This window comes from Alcanivorax sp. 1008 (assembly GCF_020667895.1).
Classification (GTDB): domain Bacteria; phylum Pseudomonadota; class Gammaproteobacteria; order Pseudomonadales; family Alcanivoracaceae; genus PGZG01.
The window spans coordinates 30688-52535 of record NZ_JAFMPS010000013.1 but is presented as its reverse complement, the minus strand read 5'-3'; the positions used below and the strand labels follow the sequence as shown (position 1 = coordinate 52535).

The 21848-nt window shown below is 56.2% G+C and carries 18 protein-coding genes; 15 read left to right on the top strand and 3 right to left on the bottom strand.

Annotation, left to right across the window (positions count from 1 at the left end):
- Positions 1-85 precede the first annotated feature (85 nt).
- From J1C54_RS13190 to J1C54_RS13165, 6 genes are all read left to right on the top strand, one after another.
- The gene (locus J1C54_RS13190; protein WP_370635659.1) at positions 86-2395 is read left to right on the top strand and encodes a DNA translocase FtsK; all 2310 of its coding nucleotides are present in this window, start codon (positions 86-88) and stop codon (positions 2393-2395) included.
- Positions 2396-2404: 9 nt separating this feature from the next.
- On the top strand, positions 2405-3022 hold the full coding sequence (gene lolA, locus J1C54_RS13185) for an outer membrane lipoprotein chaperone LolA (protein ID WP_229148652.1): 618 nt from the start codon (positions 2405-2407) through the stop codon (positions 3020-3022).
- Complete coding sequence (locus tag J1C54_RS13180) at positions 3019-4335, top strand: replication-associated recombination protein A (protein ID WP_229148651.1); 1317 nt, start codon at positions 3019-3021, stop codon at positions 4333-4335. Before lolA ends, J1C54_RS13180 begins: the two co-directional genes overlap by 4 nt.
- A 108-nt stretch (positions 4336-4443) precedes the next feature.
- Positions 4444-5730 (top strand): serine--tRNA ligase, encoded by a 1287-nt coding sequence (gene serS, locus J1C54_RS13175; RefSeq protein WP_229148650.1) that lies wholly within the window; start codon positions 4444-4446, stop codon positions 5728-5730.
- Between the two features lie 12 nt (positions 5731-5742).
- Positions 5743-7125 carry a siroheme synthase CysG gene (gene cysG, locus J1C54_RS13170; RefSeq protein WP_229148649.1) on the top strand — a complete coding sequence of 461 codons (1383 nt, stop codon included), beginning with the start codon at positions 5743-5745 and terminating at the stop codon, positions 7123-7125.
- A gap of 2 nt (positions 7126-7127) precedes the next feature.
- A complete protein-coding gene (locus J1C54_RS13165) occupies positions 7128-8354 on the top strand; it encodes an MFS transporter (protein WP_229148646.1) in 1227 nt (408 codons plus the stop codon).
- Between the two features lie 7 nt (positions 8355-8361).
- Here J1C54_RS13165 and J1C54_RS13160 read toward each other — a convergent pair whose 3' ends face one another.
- Positions 8362-9024: an OmpA family protein gene (locus J1C54_RS13160; protein WP_229148644.1), complete on the bottom strand. Its 663-nt coding sequence runs from the start codon at positions 9022-9024 to the stop codon at positions 8362-8364.
- Between the two features lie 172 nt (positions 9025-9196).
- Between J1C54_RS13160 and J1C54_RS13155 the strand changes: the two genes are divergently transcribed.
- Positions 9197-10039 carry a lysophospholipid acyltransferase family protein gene (locus J1C54_RS13155; protein WP_229148641.1) on the top strand — a complete coding sequence of 281 codons (843 nt, stop codon included), beginning with the start codon at positions 9197-9199 and terminating at the stop codon, positions 10037-10039.
- A 106-nt stretch (positions 10040-10145) separates the two neighbouring features.
- Positions 10146-11480 (top strand): oxygenase MpaB family protein, encoded by a 1335-nt coding sequence (locus tag J1C54_RS13150; RefSeq protein ID WP_229148639.1) that lies wholly within the window; start codon positions 10146-10148, stop codon positions 11478-11480.
- Positions 11481-11486: 6 nt separating this feature from the next.
- Here J1C54_RS13150 and J1C54_RS13145 read toward each other — a convergent pair whose 3' ends face one another.
- Positions 11487-12095, bottom strand: a complete 609-nt coding sequence (locus tag J1C54_RS13145; protein WP_229148635.1) for a GNAT family N-acetyltransferase — start codon at positions 12093-12095, stop codon at positions 11487-11489.
- A gap of 206 nt (positions 12096-12301) precedes the next feature.
- Here J1C54_RS13145 and J1C54_RS13140 point away from each other — a divergent pair, with 206 nt between their 5' ends.
- From J1C54_RS13140 to J1C54_RS13125, 4 genes are read left to right on the top strand one after another with little or no spacing between them, the layout of a single operon-like run.
- The gene (locus J1C54_RS13140) at positions 12302-13894 is read left to right on the top strand and encodes an FAD-binding oxidoreductase (RefSeq protein WP_229148631.1); all 1593 of its coding nucleotides are present in this window, start codon (positions 12302-12304) and stop codon (positions 13892-13894) included.
- 18 nt (positions 13895-13912) lie between these two features.
- Positions 13913-15424, top strand: coding sequence for a glycerol-3-phosphate dehydrogenase/oxidase (locus J1C54_RS13135; protein WP_229148628.1), 1512 nt, complete (start codon positions 13913-13915; stop codon positions 15422-15424).
- 10 nt (positions 15425-15434) lie between these two features.
- Positions 15435-16997: an FGGY-family carbohydrate kinase gene (locus tag J1C54_RS13130; protein WP_229148624.1), complete on the top strand. Its 1563-nt coding sequence runs from the start codon at positions 15435-15437 to the stop codon at positions 16995-16997.
- Positions 16997-17827 (top strand): 23S rRNA (adenine(2030)-N(6))-methyltransferase RlmJ, encoded by an 831-nt coding sequence (locus J1C54_RS13125; protein WP_229148622.1) that lies wholly within the window; start codon positions 16997-16999, stop codon positions 17825-17827. The genes J1C54_RS13130 and J1C54_RS13125 overlap by 1 nt, the downstream gene beginning before the upstream one ends.
- Before the next feature lie 18 nt (positions 17828-17845).
- Here J1C54_RS13125 and J1C54_RS13120 read toward each other — a convergent pair whose 3' ends face one another.
- A complete protein-coding gene (locus J1C54_RS13120; protein ID WP_229148620.1) occupies positions 17846-18481 on the bottom strand; it encodes a hypothetical protein in 636 nt (211 codons plus the stop codon).
- A gap of 263 nt (positions 18482-18744) precedes the next feature.
- Here J1C54_RS13120 and J1C54_RS13115 point away from each other — a divergent pair, with 263 nt between their 5' ends.
- The 3 genes from J1C54_RS13115 to J1C54_RS13105 form a co-directional block, all read left to right on the top strand.
- Complete coding sequence (locus J1C54_RS13115; RefSeq protein WP_229148617.1) at positions 18745-19941, top strand: Bcr/CflA family efflux MFS transporter; 1197 nt, start codon at positions 18745-18747, stop codon at positions 19939-19941.
- A gap of 148 nt (positions 19942-20089) precedes the next feature.
- Positions 20090-21040, top strand: a complete 951-nt coding sequence (locus J1C54_RS13110) for an alpha/beta fold hydrolase (RefSeq protein ID WP_229148616.1) — start codon at positions 20090-20092, stop codon at positions 21038-21040.
- A 236-nt stretch (positions 21041-21276) separates the two neighbouring features.
- The coding region (locus J1C54_RS13105) for a cbb3-type cytochrome c oxidase subunit I (protein WP_229148615.1) at positions 21277-21848 on the top strand (572 nt) is incomplete at its 3' end.

The following is a 21848-nucleotide window of genomic DNA, read 5'->3' as shown; positions in this document are numbered from 1 at the left end:
TCCCCGGCGGAGCACGGGAGCGCTGGTACGCCACGCCTTTTCGGCGTAGTATTCCTATTTAATTCAGCTGGTTAGTGAGCAAACTTTGAGTAACTCCAAAACAGTAAAACAGACTGAGCAGGGTTGGTCCCTGCATCTGAAGCGCGGTCTGCTTGAAGGCATGGTTATTTTGCTACTGGCGCTGTCTGTATATCTGTTACTGGCGCTGGCCAGCTATGAGCCCAGCGACCCGGGCTGGTCTAAGATGGTGTCCACGGCTGCCGTACAGAATGCCGGCGGTCGTGCCGGTGCTTACTTTGCCGATGTGCTGTTTATCCTGTTCGGTTATCTGGCATTTTTGTTTCCGCTGCTGGTCGGTTTCTGGGGTGTCCGTGTATTACGCGAGCGTCATGCGGGCATGGCAGGCTCTTGGCCCATGTTCTCGGTGCGGCTGGTTGGCTTTGTGCTGACCATGGTCGCCGGTACCGGGCTCTGCTACATGCACCTGGCTGGCAATGGCAGTGTTTTGCCAGAAGATGCCGGCGGCATTCTTGGCAAGGAAGTCGGCGGCACTGCCCTGGATGGCTTCAATATGCTGGGCGGCACCTTGTTGTTGACCACCCTGTTTCTGATCGGCATGACCATCTTTACCGACCTGTCCTGGATTCGCCTGGCGGGCACTATCGCCGCAATGTTTATGGCACTGGTTCGTAAAGTGCCGGTATGGATCAAGCAGCTGAAAGCTCGGCGTCAAGCCAGACAGGTGCAAGAGCAGCGACGCATGGTGGTCGAGGCGGGTAAAAAGAAAGCGGAAACCCGCAAGCCACCTGCCATCGTCAAGCCGGTACAGAAGGTAGAGAAAAGCGACCGGGTGCAGAAAGAAAAACAGCAGCCCCTGTTTACCACTCAAGTCACCGGAACACTGCCGCCGCTTGCGTTGCTTGACCCGGTGGAAGAGGGTGGCCGTGGTGGCTTTTCTGATGCTGCGCTGGATGCGATGTCGCGGCTGCTGGAAATGAAGTTAAAGGACTTCAATATCGAAGCAGAGGTGGTGGCGGTGCAGCCAGGCCCGGTTATTACCCGTTTTGAAATTCAGCCGGCTGCGGGAATCAAGGTTAGCCGTATTAGCAATTTGGCTAAGGATCTGGCCCGCTCTCTGGCGGTAATCAGCGTGCGGGTAGTCGAAGTTATTCCAGGTAAAACCACGGTCGGCATTGAAATCCCCAACGAGCAGCGAGAAATGATCCGCTTTACCGAAGCGGTGGCGTCGCGGGCGTTTGATGAATCACCATCCCCGCTAACCATGGCACTGGGCAAGGATATCAGCGGCAATCCGATGGTTGCTGATCTGGCCAAGATGCCCCATTTGCTGGTTGCCGGTACCACTGGCTCCGGTAAGTCGGTCGGTTTGAATGCAATGCTACTGTCAATTCTGTTCAAGGCGAACCCGGAAGAAGTACGCCTGATCATGATTGACCCGAAGATGCTGGAACTTGCTGTTTATGATGGCATCCCACATCTGCTGACCCCGGTTGTCACTGACATGAAAGATGCTGCTGCCGCTCTACGCTGGGGCGTGGCAGAAATGGAACGGCGTTACAAGCTGATGGCCGCTTTGGGGGTACGTAATATTGCCGGCTATAACCGCAAGCTGATTGATGCCGAGAAAAAAGGTGAGTCAATCCGTGATCCGTTGTGGAAGCCGAAAGACCCGATGGATCTTGAAGAGCCGGCGCCGCTGCTTCAGAAGCTACCGTATATCGTCATTGTGGTGGATGAGTTTGCCGACATGATGATGATTGTTGGTAAGAAAGTTGAAGAGTTGATTGCCCGTATTGCCCAGAAAGCTCGCGCTGCCGGCATCCACCTGATTCTTGCCACCCAGCGGCCTTCGGTGGATGTAATTACGGGTCTGATCAAGGCTAACGTGCCGTCCCGCATGGCGTTTCAGGTCTCCTCTAAGATCGATTCTCGTACGGTGCTTGATCAAGGCGGCGCGGAGCAGTTGCTCGGCCACGGGGATATGCTTTATTTGCCGGTGGGCACCAGTGTTCCGGAACGAGTTCACGGAGCTTTTGTCTCAGATGAGGAAGTGCATCGGGTCTGTGATGATTGGCGTAAGCGTGGTGAGCCCGACTATCTGGATGAAATACTCGAGGGTGGCGGCGATACAGGCATGCCAGGCTTCGACGGCAGCGCTGGCGGCGACGACGCTGAGCAGGATGCCCTGTACGACGAAGCGGTAGCTTTTGTACTGCACTCCCGCCGCGCGTCGATCTCATCGGTGCAACGAAAGTTCAAGATCGGCTACAACCGCGCCGCCCGTTTGGTAGAAGCCATGGAAATGGCCGGGGTGGTTAGTGAAGCCGGACATAATGGTCAACGTGAAGTGTTGGCGCCTGGCAGCGCTGACTGAGGACTCTCCATGAAATTGCAGTTAGGGTTGCTGCTGGTTGTCGCTCCAGCGTTGGTATTTGCTGGCCCCACTGAGGATCTGGTCAAACGTCTTGCTGCGGTGCAAACACTGTCTGGCAGCTTTCAACAAGTGGTTCTGGATCAAGGCGGCACACGCTTGCAGGAAGCCAGTGGTGAGATGCAGATGGCCAGAGGAAATCGTTTTCTGTGGCACACGCTTCAGCCGTTTGAACAACTGGCAGTGTCGGACGGCAGCACCGTGTGGATCTACGATGTTGATCTGGAACAAGTGGTGGAAAAGCCGCTAACGCCGGATACCGCAAGCACTCCAGCGCTGCTATTTGGTGGGGATCCAGGTCAGGTGAGCGAGGCATTCCTGGTGGAGGAGGGCGCCCGCCAAGGGAAAATGGTGACGTACCGCCTTTCCCCCCGTAATGACGACACCATGTTCGTTGAGCTGGAGGTCACCTTTGTTGGCAAGATGCCTCATAGCATGCGTCTTGAGGATGCATTGGGACAACAGACCTCGCTGGACTTTCAAGGCACCCGAATTAATGAAACGCTTGATAACAGCGTGTTTGAATTCACTGCACCAGACGGCGTTGATGTAATCCGGCAAAGCGAATGAGTGACCTGTTTGCTGCAGATATGTCTCATCAGCCGTTGGCAGCGCGCATGCGTCCAACGTCACTGGATGATTATGTCGGTCAGTCTCATCTGGTAGGAACAGGTAAGCCGCTTCGTCGCGTGGTTGAGCAACATCAGCTTCACTCAATGATTCTTTGGGGGCCGCCCGGCACTGGTAAAACTACTCTGGCGTTAATCCTTGCACAATCCATTGATGCTGCATTTATCACTCTTTCTGCAGTACTCGCAGGGGTCAAGGAAATACGCGAGGCAGTGGCGCAGGCAAAAGAGCGCCTGACTCGTGGTCAGCGTACCGTGCTTTTTGTTGACGAAGTGCATCGCTTTAACAAGGCCCAGCAAGATGCATTTTTACCTCATGTGGAAGATGGCACTTTGATTTTTATTGGTGCGACCACTGAAAACCCCTCTTTCGAACTTAACAATGCGCTGTTATCGCGGGCTCGGGTGTATCGTTTGCGCAGCATCGATCGGGAAGACTTGATGCAGCTGCTTGAGCGGGCGCTGGGGATGCCGGAGTTCGCTGGTATCAGCATGGAGGATGCCGGCAGAGACCGCTTACTTGATCACGCCGATGGAGATGCCAGGCGCCTGCTTAATCTTCTGGATATTGCTTTGGATATGGCCGAAGAGGTGATTGATCTGGAGCTGGTCAATGAGCTGCTGCGCGACAGCCTGCGGCGCTTTGATAAGGGAGGCGACTATTTCTACGATCAGATTAGCGCCTTGCACAAATCTGTACGGGGCTCTGATGCGGACGCCGCTCTTTATTGGTTTGCACGCATGCTAGATGGCGGCTGCGACCCACTATACCTGGCCCGCCGTATAGTACGGATGGCCAGTGAGGATATTGGTAACGCCGACCCGCGCGCACTGCAACTATGCCTGAATGCCTGGGATGTGCAGGAGCGTCTTGGCTCACCGGAGGGTGAACTGGCTATTGCTCAAGCACTGGTATATCTCTCTGTGGCACCGAAGAGCAATGCGGTTTATCTGGCATGGAAGCAGGCCCGAGCATTTGTCGCCTCTCATCCGAGTGACGAGGTGCCACTGCACCTGCGCAATGCGCCAACCACGCTAATGAAGGCAGAAGGTTACGGGGCGGACTATCACTACGCCCACGATTTTCCCGATGCCTACGTTGCTGGCGAGAATTACTTTCCCGAAGGCATGGGTCGGCCAGCATTCTACCAACCGGCATCCCGCGGCCTTGAAATTCGCATCGCTGAGAAGCTGCGCGACTGGCAGCAACGCAACCTCGGTGCCGACTGGCAGCGTTATCCCGAGAAAAAATAGCCTTTCGCTACAGAACGTGACCTTGCGGCCCATCTCAACGATAATCCCCGCCTTGATTACGCTGTCCGCTAACAGCCGGGGCAGCAGGATAACGGGCAGGATGGTTTGATGCTGGATATTCGTGAATTACGCCGTGATGGCGAGCAGATGGTTGCGCGGTTGGCGCGCCGTGGAGTGAACTTTGATCTGGCCGCCTTTCGGGCGCTGGATGCTGAGCGCAAGCAGGCGGACATGCTGTCACAGGACCTGCAGGCTCAGCGCAAGCAGGCCTCCCGCGACGTTGGTGAGCTGGTTAAGTCGGGCGTGGCGGTGGATGAGGCCAAGGCCAGAGTGGCAGAGGTACAGGCCAAGATCGACGCGCAGATGCAGGCAGCGCTGGACCGTGCCGCCGAACTGCACGGGCAGATTGAAGCCCTGTTGATGGCGGTGCCTAACATGCCGCTGGATGATGTGCCGGAGGGCAAGGACGAGGCAGATAACGTTGAGTTGCGGCGCTGGGGACAGCCCCGTCAGTTCGACTTCGAAGTCCGTGACCACGTTGATGTGGGCGCCACTCTGGCAAGTGGAGAGCTCAACTTTGATCTGGCAGCCAAATTATCCGGGTCTCGTTTCTCAGTAATGACCGGTTCTTTGGCGCGCCTGCATAGAGCTTTGATCGACTTTATGGTCGACATGCATGCAGACCAGCACGGCTACCAAGAGGTCTACGTTCCCTATCTGGTCGGGCCTGAGGCATTACGCGGCACCGGCCAGTTGCCCAAGTTCGAACAGGATCTGTTCCGTATTCAAGGCGACCGGGAACTATACCTTATCCCCACGGCGGAAGTACCGGTGACTAATCTGGCAGCTAATGAAATCATTGACTCGGCGAAGCTGCCGCTTCGTTACGTCTGCCACACCCCTTGTTTCCGCAGCGAGGCAGGCGCCTATGGCCGTGATACGCGCGGCATGATTAGACAGCACCAGTTTGAGAAGGTGGAGCTGGTGCAACTGGTACGCCCGGAAGAATCAGCCGCCGCGCTGGAGGCATTGACCGGGCACGCAGAAGCTATCCTTCAGGCGCTTGAGTTACCCTATCGGGTGGTCGTGCTATGCACTGGAGATATGGGCTTTTCCGCATGTAAAACCTATGACATAGAAGTGTGGATCCCGAGCCAGAATACCTACCGGGAAATCTCTTCCTGCTCCAGCTTTGCTGATTTTCAGGCGCGCCGCATGCAGGCCCGTTACCGTGCGGACTCCGGCAAGCCAGAGTTGCTGCACACTCTGAATGGCTCCGCGCTGGCCGTTGGACGCACTCTGGTGGCCATTTTGGAGAACTATCAGAATGCCGACGGAAGCGTCACGGTTCCGCCTGTGCTGCGCAGCTACCTGGGCGGTCGAGAGACCCTGTAACGGGAGATAGCAATGGACTATCTGCCAGTTTCCTGGCGACTGCGTGATCAGCTTGCGCTGCTGGTCGGTGGCGGTGATATTGCCCTGCGCAAGGGCCGGCTGCTGGTCCGTGCCGGTGCCAGATTGCGGGTAGTAGCGCCGCAAATAGAAGCGGAGCTTAAACTGCTGATTGAGCAGCAAGGTGGCGAATGGCTGCCTGAGACTTACCAGACACACCACCTTGACGGTGTGGTGCTGGCCATTGGCGCCACTGATGACAACGACGTCAATCGGCAGCTGAATGCCGATGCGGTAGCCCGACAGCTGCCGGTCAATGTGGTCGACAACCCTCCGCTGTGCACCTTTATTTTTCCCGCGATTGTCGACCGTGATCCATTGCTGATTAGTATCAGCTCGGGTGGTGCCTCTCCGGTGCTGGCAAGATGGGCCCGCTCAAAAATTGAAACACTCTTTCCGGCACGCCTTGGCAAGCTTGCTGAGCTGATGGGGCGCTTTCGCAAGCCTCTGGCAGAGAAGCTTCCGCAAATTGGCGCGCGACGACTGTTCTGGGAGGGCCTACTGGACGGCCCGCTGATGGAAAAGGTCTTGGCTGGCCAGCAAGCTGAAGCAGAAACACTGTTATCTGATGCAGTAACAAATGCGGATATCCAGAAGCTGTCGCAGGGAGAGGTATATCTGGTCGGTGCTGGTCCTGGTGACCCGGACCTTATGACCTTTCGAGCGCTACGTCTGCTGCAGAAAGCAGATATTGTTCTTTATGACCGCTTGGTGGGTAAGGGGATTTTGGAGTTGGCCCGGCGCGATGCAGAGTTGGTCTATGTGGGTAAAGCCCGCAATGAACATGTTGTTCCGCAACAGGAAATTAATAACCTGCTAGTCAAGTACGCTCTTGAAGGTAAAAAAGTCTGCCGCCTGAAGGGGGGCGACCCGTTTATTTTTGGCCGCGGTGGGGAGGAGCTCGATAGCGTGGTTGCCGCCGGCATCAGCTTTCAGGTGGTACCCGGAGTCACCGCTGCTGCAGGCTGTGCGTCCTATGCAGGAATTCCATTAACGCATCGTGATCATGCGCAGTCCGTGCGCTTTATTACCGGTCACCGAAAGGATGGATCTGTAGACTTGCCCTGGGCCAATCTGAATACCGTCAATGAAACGCTGGTTTTCTACATGGGGCTGGTCAGTCTGGCGGAGATTTGCAGCAACCTCTTGGCACAGGGCATGGCCACCGATATGCCAGCGGCAATAGTGTCGCGCGGCACGCTGGAGGATCAGCAAGTGATTATCAGCAGCATAAGTTCTTTGCCGGATAAAGTTGCCACAATGGAAGTTGCCGCGCCGAGCCTGTTAATTATTGGTACCGTGGTCACGCTTCACCCGCGCTACAGCTGGTTTATGTAAGCGTGCCAAAAGCCCCGCTCAAACCCTCTACTTTTTTGCTATTGCTAGCGGTTGCTGTAACTGGCATGGGTCAGACTCTGGTGTTTGCCATTTTGCCGTCCTTGGGTCGGGCCACCGGTTTGGCAGATATCCAGGTTGGCATGATTATTACCTGTTCAGCTTTGGCTTTCGCGTTGGCCAGCCCGGTATGGGGACGCTTCAGTGAATATCTTGGTAGGCGCCCGGTGCTGGTTATTGGGCTGAGTGGCTATGCAACCGGAACATTATTATTCGCACTGGCATTTGAAGCAGGCCTTGGTGGCTGGGTAAGCGGTGTCAGGCTATTAGCTTTGTTGGTGACGGCGCGGGTTTTACAAGCGTTGGTTATGGCTGCTTCACCACCCGCAGCAACTGCCTATATTGCTGATATTACCAGTGCCGCTGAGCGGACCCGGGGAATGGGCAAGATTGCCGCTGCCCATAATCTTGGCACTATAGCTGGCCCGGCACTGGGTGGTGCTCTGGCCGTATTTGGTCTGCTTATGCCGTTGTATGCGGTGGTCCTGATTACTTTGATCATGGCACTGCTGGTCTGGCATCGGCTGCCGGAGTCGCCACGTATACTGGAGCACAGCAGACCCAGCCATCCATTTTCTGTACTGGATGCGGTGCGCGCCAGTCTGGCGGCCTATGTTGATAGGCGCTTGGTAGATGTGCTGCTTATCGGGGTATCCCTGTTCCTGTGCTTTGCCGTGGTGCAGCAAACGCTTGGTTTCATGTATCAGGACCGTTTTGGCCTGACTCCCACTCAGGGCGCGGCCGGGGTTGGACTCGCGATGATGGTGGCGGCGGCGGCGTCGTTACTGGCACAGGTCGTGATTGTGCAAAAACTGCGCTGGCCGCCGGAGACCCTGCTCAAGGTGGCGGTTATCGCGATCGGACTCGGCTCGTTCCTGCTTTTATTTGCGCCGGTGCAGTCTGTGGCTGCCACCGCCATTGCATTTGTGGGCCTGGGATTGGGATTGGGCATGCCCGGCGTCAGTAGTGCAGCCAGCTTGCGTGTGGGGGCGGAAGAGCAGGGCGCTGTGGCAGGAATGATGAGTGCCTGTCCGGCTTTGGGCTATATCATCGGGCCCCTATTGGGGACCGGTATATATAGCATTTGGCCGATAGGGCCGTACGTACTGGTTTGTGTGCTGGTGTTGCCTTTGGCTTGGGCGGTGTGGCGCCTGGGGAGACGCCACAGTTGACGAGAGATTACTGAGTGAAGGGTAACAAAATCAGTTCCACACGGCGGTTCTGCGCTCGGCCACTCTCCGTACTATTGCTGGCAATTGGCTGAGTTTCTCCAAAACCGACCACATCCATGCGCACCGACTCGACCGCATAACCGCTGAGAGCATTGGCTACTGATTGCGCACGCTGCTGCGACAGCATCATGTTGTACTGGTCTGCTCCGGTGCTGTCCGTGTGGCCGCCTATTTGAATCATGGTCGACTTGTACTCTTTCAGCACCTCGGCAACTGAGTCCAGCACCGGCATAAACGACTCGCGCAGCACATACTGATTGCTGTCGAAGGTAATGGAGCCGGGCATGTTAAGAATGATGTTGTCGCCATCGCGGGTCACCGAAACACCACTGGCGGACAGTTTTTCCCGTAGCTTGGCCTCCTGAACGTCCATATAAACGCCGACACTGCCGCCGGCTACGGCACCAATACCTGCGCCCCTGAGAGCTCGCTCTTTGCGCTCCTTAGAGTTGTCGGAGGTAGCGATGCCGATCAGCGCACCGGCAGCGGCACCGATCATCGCACCCGTTGCCGCCTTGGAAGTCTGTTTTTCGCCGGTATAGGGATTAACAGTACAGGCACTAAGGGTAACGGCGCTGCCAACCAGGGCAGCAAGAGCGAGCTTCTTCATGGGAACTCCTTGGGAAACATAAAATTCTGAATAATCCAGCGCAATACGGCGCATCATCTGGCCGCAACTGACCACCAAGCCTAGTCGTTTTGTCACCTTTGGGGAACCGTGACTGTGTCATGGAATGGTAAACTCGACCACTTCGATAGCTGACAAGGTCAGCAGAGGTTGCATGAAAGTCCGTACACCGATTCAGTTTGAGGATTACCGCCCGCCATCAGCGGGCCGTATTCGCCGGATGCTGACCATCCAGCGCTGGTATTTCACGCCCAGACTGCTTGGTGCGGAGAATATCATTCCAGGTCGCCCGGGCCTGTTTGTCGGCAACCACGCCATTTTTGGCGTGGTTGACTCGCCACTATTTGCTAGCGCCCTGTATAGCAAGACGGGTATCTATCCGCGCAGCCTCGGAGATCATTTCCACTTTGATGTGCCCGGCTGGGGTGACATGCTGATTCGTTACGGCGCGGTGCCGGGAACGCGGGAGAACTGCAGCCGGCTGATGCAGGCAGGCCAGCACATTCTGGTATTCCCCGGCGGAGCTCGCGAAGTTGCCAAACGACGTAGCGAGATCAACCGGCTGACCTGGAAGAAGCGGACCGGCTTCGCCCGTATGGCCATCGAACACGGCTACGACGTTATTCCGTTCGCCTCGGTGGGCTGTGATGAGGCTTATACCATTCTGTTCGATGGCGACGACTTTCAGAATAGCCGGGCAGGGCGCTGGCTACTTGGCCACCCGCGCGTGAACACGCTGCTGCGCGGCGGCGATACTTTTATGCCCGTTGCCAAGGGGCTTGGCCCAACCATGCTGCCGCGCCCCGAACCCTTCTGGTTCATGATTGGCAAGCCGATAAGTACCTTGGAATATGCTGGCCGCCAAGATGATCGGGAGGCACTGTGGGAGCTGCGCAATAGAACTGCTGACAGCATTGAGTCGATGATTGAGAGCCTGAAAGTAAAGCGCGCAGCACAACAACTGCCTGGCTGGCGCCGTCGACTTCTTGGGCGTTGATGTTTACCCACTGACCCGGAAGGTCAAAGCGGTGAGTGATCTGCCCATTGCTCAACATCGGACTGGCTGACTACTGTGTGTCTATCTGTGATAACGGTATTCAGCCATGGTTATGTCCCTTGAGGAACTGCGAGCCAAGGTGGCCGCCCAAAAAACGTTGATTCCATCTCTTTATGGAGATGTGGACTTTAGCATTACCCCGGAACGCTTCACTGACGACCCCAGTGATGAGTGCGCCTTGCCAGGCCGATTTGCTCGCAAGTACCGGCCTAACCTGCTGGCGGATAGGGAGCGGATTGAGCGGGCCCGGGCCTACACTATGCTCGGCGATACTGTGGCCGACGCCTATGCCGCACTGATTCCTCAATTCGGCTTCCGCCGATTGATCAGCATGCTCACCGATGCTTGCGATAAGGGAGTCGACAAGGTCGACGGCGCACCGCAGGAGCTGATCGACTTTATTCAGTCCATGGAGCGCATCCCGGAGTGGCTCGATATGGACTTGGTTAACGAGGGTGCCCGGGTCAGCCGTATTGCCATGGCCAATCTGGCCCCATTCGCCATTCGCGGCGCCTTTGTTGCAACTTTTATGAACAAGTACTCGGGTTTGCCCATGGCTCTGACTGGCACTCTGTCGGATGAGTCATCGGTGCAGCGGGTCAAGGAAACCGCCAGCTTTTTTACCACTGCGACCCTGCCCGGTGCATTGCAGCGTTTCGGTACCGGGTTCAAAGCCGCCGCCATGGTGAGACTGATGCACTCTATGGTGCGCTTCAATATCCTCAAGCGCTCAAAGGTATGGGATGTCAGCGTTTACGGCATTCCGATTCCACAGGTCGATCAGATGCCTGCCGGCACAATGCCGGCGTTTATTACAGCCTTTAAAGTAATTCGCAAAGGTCGCAAGGAATTTACCCGGGACGAGCGCGCCATTGTCGAACTGTGCCGCTACCAGAGCTATTTGCTTGGTTTGCCCGAGGATCTGCTGCCGGATTCGCCGCGGGAAATTTTCAACGCCATGATGACCTACGGCGGCACATTGCGTGACGGCTATGACGATGAAACCTGTGGCGCACTAGTGCGTTCCACCATGTCAGCCTATCTGCCACCGGATCAATCGTTGCGCAATCGTGTTTACAACAGCTTCGAAAAAAGTTTTTCCAAGGTGTTCTTCAGCCGGGTATTTCTGATTGGAGATGAAAAGCAGAAGGCCAAGCGGATGGGCGTGCAACCTGGTATCAAGGACTACCTGTTTTTCGCAGCAAGCAACCTGTACATCCTGCCGCAGATGACGGCATTTTCCCTGATTGAGCGAGTGCCGGTGGCCGGCTGGGTGGCGGACCAGCTGCTAATTCGCCGGCTGAATCAGCTGCTGGTTAATTATGGTCACGCGGAGTACACCACCGACCCGGCCAAGTACAAGGATGCTAAAGCCAGCTAACCAGTATCAAGCACTGCCTTTTGGCTCCCGCCACATACACCACAGAGGTGGCGGGTTGCCTGGCATATCGCCAAGCGTTTTAGTCACTTCAAAGCCATAACGGCGATAGAGGGATAGATTGCTTTGTTCAGCGGTTTCCAGATATGCCGGCTGAGCATATCGGTCCGCCAGAGCAAGGCCGGTTTCAATGAGCGGTCGCGACCAGCCCTTACCCTGATGAGAAGGGTCAACACCAAGCACCTGAAGATAGTAATGAGGAACCTTTGGATGAGCTTCCTGTACGGCCTGAATGGCACGACTGACCTTCCACAGACGTTGCCATGGGGTCATGCGGACGAACTCAGGCAAGAAACGTAATTGCTGTAAAACACCCAGTTGCCACTGGCCGGGTGCGGACCACAGCGCCGCACCTTGATGCTGACCTCCACACCATACTAGCCCACCTGGTAATGCCATATGCCGTAGCTGTGCTTCGAAGCCACCACATAGGCGGGACTGATAATCCCCTTGGCCATCAACTATCCAACGCCAAAAAGGGTCGTTGTTAAATGCCCGCGCCAACATCGCAGCCAGAGCGCTTAAATCAGATTGGCTGGCTGGACGAATCTTATGCATGGTTTTTCCAACTGGCAAAGGACTGCATTATAGCTGCACAAGACAAGGTGTTTGTGGTCACCGGGATGACTTTGTGCGCCATGGGGCTTCCGCTGTGTCCCCAAATGTCCATATGCTGACAGCCGGCGCCAGTGAAGTTGGGATTCGCAACAGTTAGCATCCGCGCAGGTAATAATGTGTGGTTGTCGAAAACACGGGAGTACGGCATGCGACGTTGGAATGGCTGGGGCGACGAGGCCAACGAATACGAACTCAAGCCATCGGGGCTGGCTTTTCTGCAGCAGCGCCTTGGCGTTGCAACAGCGCTGGCGGACACCTCCCTGGAGCAGGTGCTGGCTCAAGTGCCCGCATCTCGTTTGCCGGCCCACACACTGATCCGCACTGATGCAGAAATTCGCTTGCGACATGCGCGCGGGCAAAGTCTGCCGGACTGGCTGGCCATGCGTGGTGGCGAGATGGGACCGTTTCCCGATGGCGTCGCCGAGCCGGAGACCAGCGCCGAGGTGCGCGAGCTACTTGACTGGGCGTTATCCAACGACGTTGTGGTGATCCCCTACGGTGGCGGAACTTCAGTAGCCGGCCACATCAATCCGCCAGCAGTGGAGGCTCCGGTACTGACCCTGTCACTGGCAAGAATGAATAAACTGATTGATCTGGACCCGGTCAGCCAGATCGCCACTTTCGGTGCCGGCACCCCTGGGCCCGCACTGGAGCAACAGTTACGCGAGAAAGGCTATCTGCTGGGCCATTTTCCGCAAAGCTGGGAGCTCTCCACGGTCGGCGGCTGGATTGCCAGCCGATCCAGCGGCCAGCAATCCATGCGCTATGGGCGGATCGAGCAGATGTTTGCCGGTGGCCGACTCGAATCACCCCGTGGCACGCTTGTCATACCGACAATCCCGGCTTCCAGTGCCGGTCCAGACCTGCGCGAAATGGTGATGGGTAGTGAAGGGCGCTTTGGCGTGCTTACCGAAGTAAAGGTACGCGTCACGCCATTGCCGGAAAAAGAAGAGTTCCATGTCGCCTTCGCCCCGGACTGGGGTACCGCAGTGGAGCTGGTGCGGTCCATGGCTCAAGCGAAACTTCCGTTGTCGATGCTGCGTTTGTCTAATGCGGAGGAAACGCGTTCTCACTTGAAACTGGCAGGGCACGAAAAGCTGGTCGGTTGGCTGGAGAAATATCTGGCATTACGCGGCATTGCTGACAGCAAATGCATGATTACCTTTGGCGTGACCGGACAGGCTCGCGCCTGTTCGCAGAATCTGGCCGACGCCAAGCGTCGTATTCGTGCAGCCGGTGGGGTTCATGTCGGCACACTGCTGGGTAAAAAATGGGAAGAGTCACGCTTTCGCTCTCCCTATCTTCGCCATGGGCTGTGGGAGCACGGCTATGCTGTGGATACTCTGGAAACAGCTGTCGACTGGAACCGCGTTCCAGAAATGGTTGCCAATATCGAGCAAGCAATTCGCGACAACTGCGGTGATGATGGCAAAGTACATGTCTTTACCCATCTGTCACACCTGTACCCGCAGGGTTCCAGTATTTACACCACGTATGTGTTCCCTTGCGCGCCATCCTATGGAGAAACCAAAGCACGATGGGCGCAGATGAAGCAGGCGGCCAGTGATGCGATTGTGGCCCTTGGGGGCACAATCAGCCACCAGCATGGTGTCGGTCGAGACCACGCGCCCTGGCTAAAACATGAAAAAACAGAGCAGGGCATAGCCGTGCTCAATACTCTGGTGAGGCATTTCGATCCGACCCAACAAATGAATCCCGGCTGCTTGCTGGAAGAGTAGTTCTGTAGGAGAAATAACATGCTTGGTCAGCGCCCGAATCCGTCCGAACTGACAGCGGAAACCTGGGACTTGATTGTCATCGGTGGGGGTATCACTGGTGCTGGAGTGCTTCTGGAGGCTGCACGCCGGGGGCAGCGTGTACTGCTGGTCGAGCAGCGCGACTTTGCCTGGGGCACTTCAAGCCGCTCATCAAAAATGGTTCATGGCGGGTTACGCTATCTCGGCCAGGGCGATATCCGTTTGACTCGTCATTCCTTACTGGAGCGCGAACGTCTATTGCAAGAGTTGCCAGATATGGTGGTACGCCAGCCCTATATATTTCCGGTTCGGCGCGGAAAGTTCCCCGGCCGCTGGCCAATGAAAGCTGTTCTATGGCTTTACGATTTTCTTGCCGGAATTCGGGATCACCGCTGGCTGTCCATGGACAAGCTGATGCAACTGGTGCCAGGTCTTAACAGTAATGGCCTCGTCGGCGCCATGAGGTATACCGACTCTCTCACCGACGACAGTCGGCTGGTAGCGCGAGTGTTGCATGAGGGCTGCGGCCATGGCGGCCGGGCTTGCAACTATGTTGAAGTTGGCAAGATTCAGCGAGACGGTGATGTGCTGCAATTATCGGCAACGGATCTGATCTCTGGTGCGGCATTGTCATTTCGCACTCGTCATGTAATTAACGCCACCGGCGCTTGGGCCGACCGACTGTCTGGTACGGAAAAAAAGGTGCGCCCACAACGCGGCAGCCATTTGTTCGTAGCGGCCGAGCGCCTGCAGGTTTCCGACTGCCTGACCATTCTACATCCGGACGATGGTCGGCCCGTGTTCGTGTTTCCCTGGGAAGGCAGAACCTGTATCGGCACCACGGATCTGGATCATCGTGATGACCTGTCATTTGAACCGGTTTGCACCCGCGCAGAAGTCGATTATCTGCTCAAACTGGCTAACAGTCAGTTCCCGCAGGTTGCACTGCAAGACAGCGATATTATTTCGACCATGGCCGGTGTGCGACCGATCATCGCCTCTGGCAAGGGCATTGATCCCTCCAAGGAGCGCCGTGATCATGCGGTCTGGTCCCACGATGGAGTCACTACTGTCAGTGGCGGCAAGTTGACCACCTTCCGGCTGATTGCGCTGGATGCATTACTGGCCGCTGGTCTGATTGAAGCCAGCGATCATAGGGCCAACCAGACACCGAAGGAGCGCATGTTCCACTTCGCCGTTAACCCGCCGCATCGTCTTGGCCATCCACTTGCCGCACTACCCAGCGGCAATGCATTGCTTGATCAGGTGCGCTGGGTGCTGGACAACGAAATGGTGGTTCACCTGGACGACCTTTTATTGCGCCGTACTCGTATTGGAAACTTGTTGGAGCAGGGCGGTAAGGCGGTGCTTGGCGATATCAAATCGTTATGTCAGCAGCAACTTGGCTGGAACGGGGCACAGTGGGACGCGGAAGTTTCCCGCTATCTGCAAATAGTCGAGCGTTACTACAGCGTGCCGCAGGCCAATAATAGCGTGGCTGACGCAGCATGAGTGGCATGTCATGAGCCAGGACCTGCTGCTGGCCATTGATCAAGGCACCCAGAGTGTTCGCGCCATGTTATTCGATTTACGTGGCGAACTAGTGGCTCGGCATCAGGTGCATATCGAACCCTATCGTGCCGACCATCCTGGCTGGGCCGAGCAGGACTGCGACTACTTCTGGGAAAACCTTTGTCGTGCCTGTCAGGGCCTGTGGTTAAATTATCCAGATTTGCAGTCACGAATAATTGCCGCCTCATTGACAACCCAGCGCGCCTCGGTGGTTTGCCTTGATAGGGAGCTCCAGCCATTACGCCCGGCGGTAATCTGGCTAGACCAGCGTCGTACCAGCACCTTTCCACCACTGCCGACCTGGCTGAACCTTGCGGTAACGGCCATTGGTCAGGGTGAAACGCTGCGCCAGTTCCGTAGCAAGGCTGAGTGCAACTGGATTGCCGCCGATGAACCGGAGGTTTGGAAAAAAACCGAACACTACGCGTTGCTTTCCGGCTACCTGACTATGAAGCTGACCGGAAAGCTGGTTGATGCTATTCCCTCTCAGGTGGGCTATATCCCGTTTGATTTTCGCAAACAGGACTGGGCTGGAGCGCTGGATCTAAAATGGCATGCTCTGACGGTTAAGCGAGAGCAGCTGCCGCCGTTGGTAGCTGCCGGCCAACCGCTCGGCGTAATAAACCATCAGGCCGCACGCGATACTGGTATCCCTGAAGGACTGACGCTTTACGCCTGCGGTGCAGACAAAGCTTGCGAAGTACTCGGCAGCGGCGCACTGACACCTGACACCGGGAATCTGAGTTACGGCACCACAGCCACCTTTAATACCTGCAATTCCAGATACGTCGAGCCAATGCCGTTTGTGCCCCCATATCCAGCCGCATTACCCGATCATTACAACTCGGAAATCATCGTGCAACGGGGCTATTGGATGGTGAACTGGTTCAAGCGCGAGTTTGCCGCTGCCGAAGTTCAAGAAGCGGAAACCCTGAATGTCGCCGCCGAACAGTTGTTTGATCGACTACTGCGTGAGTCACCACCAGGGGCCATGGGTCTGACATTGCAGCCTTTCTGGAACCCGGGCGTGAAATATCCCGGACCAGAAGCGAAGGGCGCCATTATCGGCTTCGGTGATGTACACACCCGCGCGCACCTGTACCGGGCGATTATCGAAGGCATAGGCTACGCGCTGCGCGAAGGCAAGGAGCGGCTGGAAAAACGTAACGGCATACCCATTCGTCAGTTGCGGGTTTCCGGTGGTGGTTCGCAGAGCGACGAGATCATGCAGATCACCGCAAATATTTTCGGCTTGCGTGCCGAACGACCGCACACATGGGAAACCTCCGGCCTCGGCGCGGCGATCAACGCAGCTGTGGGCTCCGGTTGTTATCCCAATCACGGCGTCGCCGTGGCTGCGATGACGCGGCCGGGCAGGGCATTTTCCCCGGATCCAGATGCGGTCAAGCTGTATGACCGGCTCTACAGCGAGGTTTATCGTCCGTTGTACGGGCGTCTGGCGCCTCTTTACCGTAATATTCGCCGCATCACGGGATACCCGAAGCGTTACTGATGCTCAGCTACCTACATGGTTTTCACGCCGGCAACTTTGCTGACGTTCACAAGCACCTGACTTACTGCCTGGTGCTCGACTATCTGCTAAAAAAAGACAAGCCACTGGCAGTGGTGGATGTCTATGCCGGCTCCGGCTTCTATGATCTGGCTGATGCACGGGCAAAAAAGACTGCCGAGGCTGAAAGAGGCATAGGCGCCTTGCCCGATACTGCCTGGCCTGAAGCGGCAGCACCATATCGTGAGGTTGTCCGCCGGGCTGCAGCCCATCACTGGCCGCCGCGCTTTTACCCCGGCTCCCCTCAGATCGCCGCTGATCTGGCCCGTTCCAAAGACCGGCTGATCTTTAACGAACTGCATCCGCGGGAGTATGAAGCCCTAAAAGCCCGTTTTGCCTCGGATCCCCGGGTTCATATACATCATCGAGATGCCCTTGAGTCTCTGGTTGCACTGGTGCCACCGCCAGAAAAGCGCGGACTGGTGCTGATCGATCCCAGCTACGAGGTCAAGGATGAATACCGCACCGTGCCGGAAGCGCTGGCCAAGGCGGAAGAAAAATGGCCGACTGGCACTTATTTACTGTGGTACCCGCTGCTTGCAGGGGGGGCTCATCACCCATTCGTTCAGGCTGTTGAACGACAAACAAAGGGCCCGCTGCTGCAAACCGAGTTCTGCGTTCGTCCGCCCGGAGCAGGCATGTATGGCTCCGGCATGTTTGTTCTTAACCCTCCCTGGACATTAGCCGGATCGATGGAATCCATGCGCACCTGGCTTCAGCAGCTACAGGAGCCGGGCCGGGTGCTGCGGGTAAGGGCAGTCAGGCAGGGGTGAGGGTCTGGCGGACAAGGACTATATTCTGGATTCGCTGCCCGAAGAGCGCAGATGCTCACCACCGATCACAACCATCTGGATCTGTTTGATGGTGCGCTTTCTCAGGGTTTCCACCGCTTCCGGGTACTGACTGATGCCTGCCAAATCCTGCGCTGTGGTCAGAATGGCTCTGACCATCAAGTCCGCCATGGCAAAGATGTCATCGTCGCTAAGTCCTTGGGTCTGCTTGATTCCGGCGATATCGTCAGCAAGCTCCCTGCTAAAGGTGAATACCTCAAGGCGCAGTGCCGTTCGAATTGTCTTCGAGCCCCCGGTAATCTCCCGGCCGCAAAAAACGAATTCCTTGCGGTGGGCCAGAACATAGTCGAAATAGGTGTTAACCGAATCTTCCACTAATGTGGCGGAGTCGCGGATTTTCTGGCGCCTTTGTTTGAGCTCCTGTCGCAATGCTGGCAATACCGTGGACACGATCGCCACGCCAAGACTATCGAGATCAGGAAAGTGGCGGTAGAAGGCCGTAGGTACCACGCCGACCTTGGCGCTAATCTCTCTCAGGCTAATACTGGTGAACGACCGGTCATCTGCAACCATATCCAGCGCCGCCTGCATAAACGCCTGCCGTGTCCTTTCCTTTTGTAATTGTCGAACGCCCATGTTCCCGATCTTTTGTTATAGTTTTACCGCTCAGATTAGTGCGTGAAGAGTCGGTTGTCATATCCGCGAAGGTGGCAGAGCTGGCGGTTTTTGTCAGGGCGCTATGCAGAGCCTTGACGAGCACAGGGCAGGCGGATGGTTATATTCTGGCCATGTCGGCCGTATTTTATGTTTAAAAACAATCATATAAAGTACATTATTAAAGTATTTTATTACTCTGGGTGACGACCTGCTTTATACCCCCCTTATTTCCCGGAGATCTGGTGCGCAACACTCCATCGCCTAACGTTACCCATCTGCGCCTTGCTTTGGCACTTGGTCCCCTTATTGCTGTTGGCCCACTGGCCATCGACACCTATCTGCCAGCGCTGTCCGCAATGGCGGACAGCTATGGCGTAAGGGTCACAGAGGTAGAGCGTTCGGTCAGCCTGTACGTGATTGGCACAGCTGTCGGCCAGCTCTTCGGTGGACCGTTGTCGGATCACCTTGGCCGCAAGCCAGTGGCACTGGCCGGGTTACTGCTATTCGCCCTGACCAGTCTACTAATAAGCCAGACAACCGCGCTTTGGCAGCTGGACCTGCTCAGAGCGATTCAGGCTCTCGGCGGCGGAGCCACAGTGGTGGTCGCCGCGGCCTCAGTAAGGGACTGGTTTGATGGCCAGCAGGCGGCGAGGGTGCTAAGTAGTATCGGCTTGGTAATGCTGATCGCCCCTTTACTGGCTCCGGCAGCCGGTGCCTTGCTGATGACCCGGTTTGGCTGGCCAATGATCTTTGTCGCTCTGGCGGGATATGCCCTGGTGATGATGTTTTGGGTATGGCGGGTAATGCCGACCCATAGCCCTGTGGCCATGGATCGCCGTCTGCGCGACGTAGCGCGGGGTTGGGCGAGGGTGCTCCGGCACCGGCAGGCCATGCCGATAATTGCCGCCAATGCACTGGCGTTCTCGACCCTGTTTGCCTTTATCACCGACTCGGCTTTTGTCTATCTGCGCCTGTACGGGGTTCCTGAAACCCGTTTTCCGTTGCTGTTTGGAATCAACGTGGTTGCGATGATTCTATTTAACCGCCTTAACGTGCTGTTACTGCGACGTTTTGCCTCAATTCGCCTGATGGCAGCCGGCTTGGCAATCCAGCTATTTGCCTCGACCAGTCTGTTGCTGCTGATCATACTGCTTGGCCAGCCGCCACTTTGGCTATTGGTGCCTCTGGTTATGCTGGCTGCCGGCAGCGTTGCCATGATTATCCCGAATGCCATTGCCTGTTTTACCCATTACTTTCCCCATGACAGCGGAGCTGCCACGGGCATCAATGGCAGTCTGCAGTTTTTCCTCGCAGGCATCACTGGCATGATCATGACCTCGCTGCACAATCACAGTCTGCTGCCTCTGGGCATTGCCATGCTCGGTGCATCGACATTAGCTATGTTGTCATTCCGTCACGGTCAAAACAGGGCAGGCTGAATCACCGGCTCGCCGAGAGTCTGACCTCATTTCAATGATTTAACATAATATACATTATGCGAAGTAACCGTGGTGGGCCAGCGGGGTGCCGCTGACAGAGTTTTACAGGTATTGTGCCGCCTCCCCAAAAACGATCTGGAGAACCAGAATGACCAAACTGATTTCCGCTGCTGCAATTTTGATTGTTATCGCCGTGGCAGTAGCTATTGGTTCAAGTTGGGCGCCAGACTTGCCACTGGCGCAGCTTAAAGCGCGCTGGGCCGAAGCCCCGTCTGAATTTATTCAAATCGACGGTATGCAGGTACATATCCGGGATCAGGGCCAGCAGACAGACGCCAACCCTATAGTGCTGATTCACGGCACATCTGCGAGCCTGCACACTTGGGACGCATGGACAAATGACCTGAGCGCAGACCGCCGCGTGCTGCGTTTCGATTTACCCGCTTTCGGCCTGACCGGGCCGGCACCAGACAACGATTACAGTGCTGAGCGCTATGCCGCATTTGTTCTCAAGGTCATGGATGCCAGAGGCATAGAGCGCGCCGTACTGGCGGGCAATTCGCTTGGCGGGCAGATTGCTATGGAAACTGCACTGTTAGCGCCGAGCCGAGTTGCCGCACTGGTGCTGGTGGATTCCGCTGGCTATCCCTTCCGGGCAGAGTCAATGCCACTCGGGTTTCGCCTTGCCCAGATTCCGGCAATGGCACCTTTGATGGATCGCTTGCTACCACGCAGCATGATTGAGTCCAGTGTTCGAGACGTCTATGGCGACCCTTCACTGGTTACGGATGAGTTGGTGGAGCGTTACTACCAGCTTACCTTGCGCGAAGGTAACCGCCGGGCACTGGCCCAGCGATTTAGCCAGATGACATTCCGGGAGGATGCCCGGCAGCGCGCCGCCACACTCGCCATGCCGACACTGCTGATCTGGGGTGATGAGGATCGCCTGATTCCACCGAGCATTGGCGAGTTAATGGATCAGGACATTCCGGATAGTACGCTGGTAATGCTTGAGGGCGTCGGTCATGTCCCGCATGAAGAAGCACCGGGGCAAACTCTGAGTGCTGTGCGCGAGTTCTTGGCAAGCCGCGAATTGTAATCTGTTCGTTGCCCGCATTGTTCACTGCCTGCTGACTGGTTGGTCTGTCGCCAACCAGCTCAATGTATGCATTTAATCAGTCGAATCCTGCCGATTAAACAGCGATAATCCGCGCCAGCGCTGGCCCTGTTGACCTATATCAAGGTTCTCGGCAAGTTCGCACGGTAGGGTTGCAACCGCCCCACCCTGCGCCCTCGCAGTCGCAAGGGCGTTTACTGGCAAACAAGGGAAGACCGATGACCCAGACACCCTCTCCCGGCCCCATTGACTACAATTACACCGTTGTCCGGCAGTTCAGCATTGTCACCATTCTTTGGGGCGTTGTTGGCATGCTGGTTGGGGTGCTTATTGCGGCGCAAATGGCGTGGCCGGCACTGAACTTTGATATCCCCTGGCTTAGCTTTGGCCGTTTGCGACCACTGCACACCAATGCGGTTATTTTCGCCTTCGGTGGATCGGCCTTGTTTGCAGCTTCTTATTATGTAGTGCAGAGAACATGTCAAACCACTCTTGCATTTCCCAAGCTGGCAGCATTCACCTTCTGGGGGTGGCAGCTAATTATCGTGCTGGCTGCAATTACTCTGCCGCTTGGCCTGACCTCCGCCAAGGAGTACGCCGAACTCGAGTGGCCAATTGATATTCTTATCACGGTGGTATGGGTTTCCTATGCGGTGGTGTTCTTTACCACTGTGGCTCGCCGGACTACCTCCCACATTTATGTTGCCAACTGGTTTTTCGGTGCTTATATCCTGACCATTGCCATGCTGCACGTGGTTAACAATCTGGAAGTGCCGATTTCCATGTGGAA